Origin of the sequence: Ornithinimicrobium panacihumi (assembly GCF_052073805.1) — a bacterium.
Classification (GTDB): domain Bacteria; phylum Actinomycetota; class Actinomycetes; order Actinomycetales; family Dermatophilaceae; genus Ornithinicoccus; species Ornithinicoccus panacihumi.
In genome coordinates this window covers 59056-68972 of the sequence record NZ_JBQGWG010000016.1, presented here as the reverse complement: position 1 = coordinate 68972, position 9917 = coordinate 59056, and the positions used below count along the sequence as shown (strand labels likewise).

Below are 9917 nucleotides of genomic sequence, written 5' to 3'. Positions count from 1 at the left end.
TGACGGCGCTCAGGTGAATCTCCCCAGTTCTGCTCACTGAAATTCCCCACCCTGTGGCCCCATCCGGGGACGGGCGGGGCTCCTTCGATGATGGCGGTCTCTGACCACACGCCTACTCGAAGGAGCCCCTCGTCCCATGCTGTCACGGGAGGAAGACATCGAAGTTCACGCGTTGGCCCGGCAGGGCTGGACGATCTCAGCGATCGCCCGGCATCTGGGTCGGGACCGTAAGACCATCCGCGCCTACCTGCGCGGAGACCGGGCCGCGGGCGTCCGCAAGCCGGCGGGGCAGGACCCGTTCGAGCCGTTCGTGGACTACGTCCGCGCCCGGCTGGCCGAGGACCCGCACCTGTGGGCGATGACCCTGTACGACGAGGTCGTCGAGCTGGGGTACGACAAGGCCTACTCCACCTTCACCCGGCAGGTCCGCACCCGCGGGCTGCGCCCGCACTGCGAACCGTGCGCCGGCACGAAGGGCCGCCCGGCGGCGGTGATCGAGCACCCACCGGGTGAGGAGACCCAGTGGGACTGGGTCGAGCTGCCGGACCCGCCCGAGCACTGGGGCTGGGGCACCAAGGCGTTCCTGCTCGTCGGTGCCCTGGCCCACTCCGGCCGGTGGCGCGGCGTGCTGTGCCCTTCGATGGACCAGGCTCACCTCATCGGCGCCCTCGACCGCGTGACCAGAGCGCTCGGCGGGCTCACGCGCTCGTGGCGGTTCGACCGGATGGCCACCGTGTGCCACCCGGCCACCGGGCGTGTGTCCGCGTCGTTCGCCGCGGTGGCCAAGCACTACGGCGTCGGTGTGGAGATCTGCCCGCCGCGGCGCGGCAACCGCAAGGGCGTGGTGGAGAAGGCCAACCACACCGCCGCCCAACGCTGGTGGCGCACCCTGGCCGACGAGGTCACCGTGGAGCAGGCGCAGGCGTCGTTGGACAAGTTCTGCACCACCCGTGGCGATGCCCGCATGCGGCCCGGCGGCCCCGACGGGAAGGCCTCCGTGCTCACCCTCGCCGCCAAGGAACCGCTGGCCCCGGTCCCGACCGTCCCGTTCCCCGCGTCGATCACCGAGGAGAGGGTCGTCTCGGCGCAGGCGCTGGTGGCCTGGCGCGGCAACTTCTACTCCGTCGCCCCCGAGCTCGCCCGTGCCCAGGTGACCGTCACCTGGCGCCTGGGCAGCACGCGCATCGACATCGCCACCACCTCCGGGACGGTGATCGCCCGGCACGAGCTCGCCCCCGACGGTGCTGGCGTCATGGTCCGCGAGCACGCCCACGTCACCGCGCTCGAGGCGCGCGTCCTCGCCGGGCACGACGCCTCTGTGCCGCACCGGCGCAAGGAACGCATCCCACCCGGCCCCGCAGCCCAGGCAGCCGCGCAGGCGCTGCGCGCCCGCCACCAACCCGAGCCCGCCACCACCGCGGACGTGGTCATCGACCTGTCCGCCTACGACAAAGCAGCCCGAGGAAGGAACACCCTGACCCGATGAACACCACACCCACGACCGCGACGACGACCGAGGCGCTGCCGGCGCCGATGATCACCAGCCAGGCGTCGACCTACCAGCAGCTGCGCTCCCACCTGGCCGCGTTGAAGCTGCACGCCGCCGCCGAGCACCTGCCCACCGTCCTGGCAACCGCCGCCGAGCAGGGGTGGTCGATGACCGCGACGTTGGAGCACCTGCTCGCCCGCGAGGTTGAGGCGACCGAGGCCCGCAAGCTCGCCGGCCGGCTCCGGTTCGCCTCACTGCCCACCCCGGCCACCCTGGCCGACTTCGACTTCGACGCCGCCCCGAACGTCGACCGCAAGCTCATCGACGAACTGGCCACCTGCCGGTACCTGGAGTCGGCGACCAACGTGCTGCTCATCGGCCCGCCCGGCGTCGGCAAGACGCACCTGGCCGTCGGCCTGGGCCGGGCCGCGGCCGAGGCCGGGTACCGCACCTACTTCACCACCGCCGCCGATCTGGCCGCCCGGTGCCACCGCGCCGCGATCGAAGGACGCTGGGCCACCACCATGCGCTTCTTCGCCGGCCCAACCCTGCTCATCATCGACGAGCTGGGCTACCTGCCGCTGCCCGGCGAGGCCGCCTCCGCGCTGTTCCAGGTCGTCTCCCAGCGCTACCTCAAGACGTCCATCGTGCTCACCACCAACCGCGGCGTCGCATCCTGGGGCGAGGTCCTAGGCGACAGCACCGTCGCCGCAGCCATGCTCGACCGGCTCCTGCACCGCTCCGTCGTGCTCAACCTCGAAGGCGACTCCTACCGGCTGCGCGACCACCACGCCCGCCAGGGCACCCTGCGAGCCGCCACCCGCCAACCCCTACACTGACCACCGCCCAAGGTGGGGAAATTCAGTGAGCATCACTGGGGAACTTCGACGAGCCTCGTCATACCGAGGTGCTCGAGGCTGCCCACTATCTGGTCGCCACCGGCGCACGCCCCTGGGTCCCGGCCCTTCCGGGCCTGGCGCAGGTGGACTACCTGACCTCGACCACCGCGATGGAACTCACCGAGGTGCCCGAGTCCCTGCTGGTCCTCGGCGGTGGGTACGTCGCCCTGGAGCTGGCCCAGCTCTTCGCCCGGCTCGGCTCGACGGTGACCATGCTGGTCCGCTCCCGGCTGGCCTCCGCCGAGGAGCCCGAGGTCAACCAGGTCTTGGCATCGGTGTTCGCCGACGAGGGCATCACGGTGCTGCGCCACGCCCAGCTCGCCACGATCGTCCAGGACGAGGCGACCGGTGAGGTGATCGCCACCGCGACCGTTGAAGGCCAGGCCAGCCAGTTCCGCGCCCAGCGGGTGCTGGTGGCGCTGGGCCGCCGTCCGGTCACCGACGCCCTGAACCTAGAGACGGTTCAGGTCCAGACCGGTCCGAGCGGGCAGATCGTCGTCGACGACTCACTTGCCACCGCCAACCCGCGCATTTGGGCCGCCGGGGACGTCACCGGGCACCCGGAGTTCGTCTACGTCGCCGCCCACCACGGCGCGATGGTCGTCGACAACGCCTTCACCGGCGCCGGACGCACGGTCAACTACGGCCACCTACCCCGGGTGACGTTCACCAGTCCCGCCATCGGCGCGGTCGGGATGACGGAGACACAGGCCCTGGCGGCCGGCTACCGGTGCAACTGCCGCGTGCTGCCGCTGGACTACGTGCCCCGCGCCCTGGTCAACCGGGACACCCGTGGATTCATCAAGGTCGTCATCGACGACGACACCGGCCGCATCCTCGGCATCACCGCCCTCGCCAAGGACGCCGGTGAACTCGCCGCCGCCGGCGTCTTCCTCCTCGAGGGACACCAGACCTACCAAGACGTCGCCACGATGTGGGCGCCCTACCTAACCATGACCGAAGGCATCAAACTCGCCTGCCAGTCCTTCACCACCGACCCCTCCCAGCTGTCCTGCTGCGCTTGAAACGGCCACGCAATAGTCGCGCGGCCACCTTTAGCAACACGGCCTAGGACCGCGCCTAGCCAGGACCCCCGACGACTAGGCCGACCCTCCGTCCGGAGCGTCCCCGGCACGGTCCACGGCGCCGCCGTAGCGGCGGTCGCGAGCCGCATACTCCTCGATGGCCGCCCAGAGGTGACGCCGGTCGTAGTCGGGCCACAGGACGTCCTGGAAGACCATCTCGGCATAGGCGCTCTGCCACAGCAGGAAGTTGGAGGTGCGTTGCTCCCCCGAGCTGCGCACGAAGAGGTCCACGTCCGGCACCTCGGGGTGGTACAGATAGCGCCCGATCGTGCGCTCGTCGATCCCGCCGGGCCGCAGCCTGCCGGCCTTGACGTCCTCGCCGATCCGTCGGACGGCGTCGGCGATCTCGGACCGGCCGCCGTAGTTGACGCAGAAGTTGAGCGTGATGACGTCATTGTCCCGGGTGCGCCGCTCGGCGTCCTGCAGCTCGGAGATGACCGACTTCCACAGCCGCGGTGTCCGCCCGGACCAGACGACGCGCACGCCCCAGGAGTCCAGCTCGTCGCGACGCCGATGGATGACGTCGCGGTTGAAGCCCATGAGGAAGCGGACCTCGTCGGGGCTGCGCCGCCAGTTCTCGGTCGAGAAGGCGTAGGCGCTGATGCACCTCACCCCGATCTCGATGCCGCCGGCGATCACGTCCAGCAGGCTGGCCTCGCCGGCCTCGTGACCCTGCGTCCGCTTCAGCCCACGCTGGTTGGCCCACCGCCCGTTGCCGTCCATGACGATGGCGACGTGCTCCGGTATGAGGTCACGCGGGATCGCGGGCGGACGCACCCCGGTGGGGTGCGGGGTGGGTGGCACGGGTCTGGTGCTCACGACTGGATCACACGCTCCTCTCGACGTGGCGCAAGGATCTCACGCCACGCTCCAGGTGCCACTGCAGGTAGGCGGCGACCAGCCCGCTGGCCTCGCTGCGGTGACGCTGCTCGCTGAGGTCGGCGACGCCCCAGTCACCGGCGAAGAGGGCGCGCAGCAGAGCCATCGTCTCCGGCGCCGGGGCCGATGATCCCGGCGGCCGGCACGAGGGGCAGACCACCCCGCCGGACGGGACGTGGAAGGCGCGGTGCGGGCCGGTCATCCCGCACCTGGCGCAGTCGGCGAGTGCTGCGCGCCAGCCGGCGATGGCCAGGGCCCGGATGAGATAGGAGTCCAGCACCAGCCGAGGATCGTGCTCCCGCGCGGCGAGCGCGGCGAGCCCCCCGGCGAGCAGCCGGAAGTGCTGGACGGCGGGCTCCCCCTCCTCCGTCAGCTGCTCGCAAGTCTCGAGCATGACGTGGGCCGCGGTGTAGGTCGGGTAGTCCTGGGCGATCACCTCCCCGTAGGAGGCCAGCGAGACGGCCTGGGTCACCGTGTCCAGGTTGCGCCCCTCGTAGCACTGCACGTCGACCACCATGCCGGGCTCCAGCCGCGCCCCGAACTTGCTCTTGGTCCGCCGCACCCCCTTGGCCACGGCCCTGACCTTTCCCCGGCCGCGGGTCAGCATCGTCACGATCCGATCGGCCTCGCCCAGCTTGTGCGTGCGCAGCACGAGCGCTGCTTCGCGATAGGTGGGCATTGCCCCATTCTCCCCCGCCCGCGCCCTGTTGTCCGACAGGCGCGACGGTCGCGAGCGGCGTGAGCACGCGACATCTATCGAACATCTGTCCTATGCTGACGGCATGATGCTCCAAGGATCACTGCTGGACCAGGTGGACGAGGTCGGTCTGCGCCCGTTGGGCGGGGCGGTCCGGCGCACCCCGCTCGAGCACGGCGCCTGGCTCGACCTCCGGCCGGGCTGGCTGACGGGCTCGGACGAGCTCTTCACCCGCCTCTCCCTGGGGGGCCCGGCCGGCGTGGCCTGGCGGGGCGAGCAGCGGCAGATGTACGACCGCGAGGTCACCACTCCTCGTCTGCTGAGGTTCTACGCGGCGGACGAGACCCTCCCCGACCCGGTGCTGGAGCAGGCCCGCCTCGACCTCAGCACGCACTACGGACCGGAGCTGGGCGAGCCCTTCGCGACCGCCGGGATGTGCCTCTACCGGGACGGCCGCGACAGCGTGGCCTGGCACGGTGACCGCTTCGGCCGCGCGGCGCAGCACGACACGATGGTCGCGATCGTCAGCCTGGGCGCGCCGCGGGCCCTGCTGCTGCGGCCTCGTGGCGGGGGACCGAGCATCAAGCACGTGCTCGGACACGGCGATCTTCTGGTCATGGGGGGCTCGTGCCAGCGCACCTGGGACCACTGCGTGCCCAAGACGACCCAACCGGTGGGTCCCGAGGATCAGCGTGCAGTTCCGACCGCGGGGCGTGCGCTGACCAGCCCCCTGACCTCTTCCGCGTCGACCGCGGCGGCGGCCCGGTCGGCCAGCTCGCGGCAGGAGGCGATCGAGGCGCCGCGCAGTCGTTCCTTCACCAGCGGCACGGCGGAGGCCGAGGCGCTGAGCTCGGTCACCCCCAACCCGGCCAGGAGGCAGGCCAGGTTGGGCTCGGAGGCCATCGTGCCGCACACCCCGACCGGCACGCCCTCAGGGGCGGTCCGGCACACGTGCCGGATGAGGCGCAGGACCGACGGCTCCAGGTGGTCCGACCAGCGGGCCAGCCTGGTGTTGCCCCGCTCTGAGGCGAGGGTGTACTGGCTGAGGTCGTTGGTGCCGATGGACACGAAGTCCAGACCGGCGGCGAGCACATCGGCCTGGATCGCGGCTGCGGGAACCTCGATCATGATGCCGACCTGCAGCTGCGCGGGCACGGTGGGCAGGCCGGCCCGCTCGGCAGCCTGCGCCAGGAGCTCTCGGGCGGTGGTGACGTCGTCCTTGGTCGTGACCATCGGGAAGAGCACCTGGACCGGACGGGCCGAGGCCACCCGGCAGACGGCCTCGAGCTGGTCCAGGAGGATCTGGGGGTCGGCGGCGAAGGCGCGCACACCCCGTGCCCCGAGGAAGGGATTGGCCTCCTGCTCGGACGGGACGAACAGCAGCGGCTTGTCGCCCCCCACGTCCCACGTGCGGATCGCGACCGGGTGCGGCGCCACCACCTCGGCGATCGCGGTGTAGACCTCGACCTGCTGTTGGACCGTCGGAGCCGTGCGCCACTGGCCGAAGACGGCCTCGGTGCGGACCAGCCCGCACCCCTGCGCACCCGCCCGGGCCGCCACCCTGGCCTCGGCCACCGAGGCGACGTTGGCCCGCACGGCCAGCGCCTGGCCGTCTTGGGTCCGGACGGGGTCGAGCGCCTGCGCCAGCGCCCTCGACCGCTCGGCGCGGCGCCTGTCGATCAGGTCCTCCACCGCCTGCAGCTGGTCGTCGTCGGGGTCGACGAAGAGATCACCCGACCGGGCGTCGAAGGCGACCAGGGTCCCTTCCGGCACGTTGACGGCCGCACCGGCACCGGTGAGGACAGGGACGCCACGAGAGGTCGCGATGAGCACGCCGTGGCCGGTGGCTCCCCCACGACGCGTGATGACACCGGTCACGACCGAGGCGTCCAGGGAGATGGCCAGGGCAGGGTCCAGCTCGTCGACGACCAGGATCCCGCCGCGCAGGTGCTCCGGCTCCTCCTTGCCCAGCAGCAGCCGCAGGACGCGCTCCCCCACGCTGCGCACGTCCATCGAACGCTCCCGCTGGTAGGAGTCCGCGAGCGCGGTGAACCGCCCCGCGGCGTCCTCGATCGTGGCCTCCCACGCCGACGCCGCGGAGATGCCCTCGCCGACCCGTCGTTCCACCTGCTCGTGGAGGACCGGGTCCTGGAGCAGGAGGGCGTGCGCGTCGAAGACCTCCGCCTGCCCCTGCCCGAGGTGCCTCCGGGCCCGCTCCCCGAGCTCGGCCAGCCGCGCCAGGGCCTGGTCGACGGCAGAGCGCCAGCTGGCCATCTCCTCCTCCGCGCTCCCGGCGAGGGCGTCCGACACGTCCAGCTCGGTGCCTGCCAGGACCACCTCGCCGATGGCCGCCTCCAAGCCCGACCCTGCGACCCCCGGCTCGGCGGAGGAGGCCGGGTCCATCCTCTCGGTGGCGGCGAGCGGCTGCGCGGGGGCCGGTAGATCACCGAAGTCCTGGGCCGCCAGGTCGACCAGCTCGACCAGGACCTCCTGGGCCAGCGGGCCGCTCGCCTCCGCCAGCAGCACGTGGCCGCGCTGCGCGTCGAGGGTCGCGACCGCGGACAGGCTCAGCGCGTCGACCGGCCCTCGCTCGGCCGTCAGGTTGGTCAGGCGCACGGTGGTCTCCGGCGCGACCCTGGCCACGCAGGCCACCACCCGGGCGGCCGGGCGCGCGTGCAGGCCGTGCTCCCCGCCGACGGCCAGCTCCACCGAGCGCACCTCCGTCGTGTCGGTCTGCGCCGGCACCCCCGCGCCTGCGGTGCCGTCGTCGCGCGCGGGGGCAGGTGGGAGCAGGGTGGGCGCCAGCTGGGCCAGCTTGGGCTGCAGCCCGGACCTCGCCTCGGCCGCAGCGGTCTCCAGGTCGCCGCCCGCGGCCGCCGTCGCGACCGCGGCCACGAGCCCTTCGACCAGGGGCGCCGGGCTGATCCGCACCTGAGAGGCCACGGCCGGATCCACGAGCTCCAGGGCCATCTCCGCGGACAGGAGGGCGCTGCCGAGGTCGACGAGGACGAGCACCCCCGCCCCCTCGCTGCGCTCCGCCGCCCTGGTCATGGCCTGCGCGACGGCCTCGGCATCGGTGCCCAGGACGGACTCCTGGTGCTCCAGGCCGGCGGCGACCTCGACCGCCGGGGCCCGGTCCTCCGGCGCCATCTGCAGGGCCAGCTCGACCGCTGCGGCGGCCAGGGCGCGGCTGTGCGAGACGACGACGATCGAGATCACGGGTAAGGGCTCAGCTCAGGGTCTCGGCTGCGGCCTGCAGGAGCAGCACCGCGCTCGCGGCCCCCGGGTCGATGTGCCCGGCGCTCCGCTCGCCCAGGTAGGACGCCCGCCCCTTGCGCGCCACGAGCGGTGCGGTGCCGTCGCGGCCCTGCTCGGCCGCGGCCAGCGCCGCAGCCAGGCACGGGCCGGTCCCGGCGCCCGTCCTCACCATGTCGTCGTAGGCGCGGACCGCCGGCGCGAGAGCGTCATACATCGTCTTGTCCCCGACCTCGGCCCGCCCTCGCGCGACGACGCCCTCGACCCCTGCGGCCAGGGCTCGACCCAGGTCGACCGCGTCGACCTGGGAGCCGCCCACCGGGCCGGCCAGGCGCAGGAAGAAGGTGCCGTAGAGCGGTCCCGAGGCCCCGCCGACGGTGCTGACCAGGGTCATGCCGACCTTCTTCAGGTAGGCGTCGGTGCTGCCGAAGGTCTCTGCGTCGGCCAGCTCGGCGCAGCGGCCGAAGCCGCGCGCCACGTTGGTGCCGTGGTCGCCGTCACCGATGGCCCGGTCCAGGTCGGTGAGGTGCTCGCTGTGCTCGGCGAGCAGCTCGGCCGCACGGGCCAGCCACGCCTGGAAGTCCTGCAGGTCTGCCATGGTCCTAGTGTCCCCATCTCAGGCTCGGAGTGGTCACGGGGGCGTCCCAGAGCCCGACCAGGGGCTCGTCGACGCGCAGGAGGGTCAGCGAGCAGCCTGCCATGTCCAGGGAGGTGGCGTAGTTGCCGACCAGGCTCCGGGCCACGCTCACCCCGCGAGCGGCCAGGGCGCGGCTCACCTCGGCGAACATCAGGTAGAGCTCGAGCAGGGGCGTGCCACCCATGCCGTTGACCATGGCGATCACCGAGGCGCCCCGCACCAGCCCCAGGTCGTCGACCACCGGGGTGAGGAGCGCCTCGGCCAGCTCGCGCGCCGGAGCGATCGGCACCCGGGCCCGCCCTGGCTCGCCGTGGATGCCGATGCCCAGCTCGATCTGGTCCTCGGGCAGGTCGAAGGTCGCTCGACCCGCGGCCGGCACGGTGCACGAGGTCAGGGCCAGGCCCATCGAGGCCCCGGCGCCCAGGACCTGTTCGGCGACCTCCCGGCAGCCGGTGAGGTCCCGGCCCTCCTCCGCGGCGGCACCGACGATCTTCTCCAGGAGCACGGTCAGGCCGACGCCGCGCCGTCCGGTGGTGTAGAGGCTGCCGTCGACGGCCACGTCGTCGGCGACGACCACGGTCTCGACGGGGCTCTGGACCATCTCACCGGCCATCTCGAAGTTGAGCAGGTCGCCGGTGTAGTTCTTCACGATGTGCAGGACCCCGGCGCCGGCGTCAGCCGCGCGGGTGGCGGCGACGATCTGGTCGGGCACCGGGGAGGTGAAGATCTCGCCGCAGCACGCGGCGTCCAGCATGCCCACCCCGACGAAGCCGGCGTGCAGCGGCTCGTGCCCCGACCCGCCCCCGGCGACCAGGCCGACCTTGCCGGGCACGGGTCCACCGGCCCGCAGCACGATCCTCCGGTCGGTGTCCACCGTCACGACGTCAGGATGCGCCGCCCCCATCCCGACCAGCGCGTCGACCACGAGGTCGTCGGGGTCGTTGAGGAGCTTCTTCATGAGCATCACTGTGCCACG

The 9917-nt window shown here is 72.6% G+C and carries 7 protein-coding genes and 2 pseudogenes; 4 read left to right on the top strand and 5 right to left on the bottom strand.

Going from position 1 to position 9917, the window contains the following annotated elements; translation table 11 throughout:
- Positions 1–136: 136 nt before the first annotated feature.
- The 3 genes and pseudogenes from ACTMMA_RS13715 to ACTMMA_RS13705 all read left to right on the top strand — a co-directional run.
- Positions 137–1486 carry a Mu transposase domain-containing protein gene (locus tag ACTMMA_RS13715; RefSeq protein ID WP_441188762.1) on the top strand — a complete coding sequence of 450 codons (1350 nt, stop codon included), beginning with the start codon at positions 137–139 and terminating at the stop codon, positions 1484–1486.
- Complete coding sequence (istB, locus tag ACTMMA_RS13710; RefSeq protein ID WP_441188763.1) at positions 1483–2328, top strand: IS21-like element helper ATPase IstB; 846 nt, start codon at positions 1483–1485, stop codon at positions 2326–2328. The genes ACTMMA_RS13715 and istB overlap by 4 nt, the downstream gene beginning before the upstream one ends.
- Before the next feature lie 62 nt (positions 2329–2390).
- A pseudogene (locus ACTMMA_RS13705) lies at positions 2391–3413 on the top strand (FAD-dependent oxidoreductase); the annotation flags it as partial.
- A 75-nt stretch (positions 3414–3488) separates the two neighbouring features.
- Here the strand turns inward: ACTMMA_RS13705 and ACTMMA_RS13700 are convergent.
- Entirely contained in the window at positions 3489–4292 is an 804-nt protein-coding gene (locus ACTMMA_RS13700) for an isoprenyl transferase (protein WP_441190689.1), read from the bottom strand.
- A gap of 7 nt (positions 4293–4299) precedes the next feature.
- Positions 4300–5031, bottom strand: coding sequence for a DNA repair protein RecO (recO, locus tag ACTMMA_RS13695; RefSeq protein WP_441190688.1), 732 nt, complete (start codon positions 5029–5031; stop codon positions 4300–4302).
- Positions 5032–5134: 103 nt separating this feature from the next.
- Here recO and ACTMMA_RS13690 point away from each other — a divergent pair.
- Positions 5135–5771: pseudogene (locus ACTMMA_RS13690) on the top strand (alpha-ketoglutarate-dependent dioxygenase AlkB).
- On the opposite strand, the gene ptsP reads toward ACTMMA_RS13690, so the two are convergent.
- From ptsP to dhaK, 3 genes are read right to left on the bottom strand one after another with little or no spacing between them, the layout of a single operon-like run.
- Positions 5737–8268 (bottom strand): phosphoenolpyruvate--protein phosphotransferase, encoded by a 2532-nt coding sequence (gene ptsP, locus ACTMMA_RS13685; protein WP_441190687.1) that lies wholly within the window; start codon positions 8266–8268, stop codon positions 5737–5739. The pseudogene ACTMMA_RS13690 and the gene ptsP sit on opposite strands and share 35 nt — an antisense overlap.
- A gap of 10 nt (positions 8269–8278) precedes the next feature.
- Complete coding sequence (gene dhaL / locus ACTMMA_RS13680; protein ID WP_441190686.1) at positions 8279–8902, bottom strand: dihydroxyacetone kinase subunit DhaL; 624 nt, start codon at positions 8900–8902, stop codon at positions 8279–8281.
- Between the two features lie 4 nt (positions 8903–8906).
- Entirely contained in the window at positions 8907–9899 is a 993-nt protein-coding gene (gene dhaK / locus ACTMMA_RS13675) for a dihydroxyacetone kinase subunit DhaK (RefSeq protein ID WP_441190685.1), read from the bottom strand.
- Positions 9900–9917 lie beyond the last annotated feature (18 nt).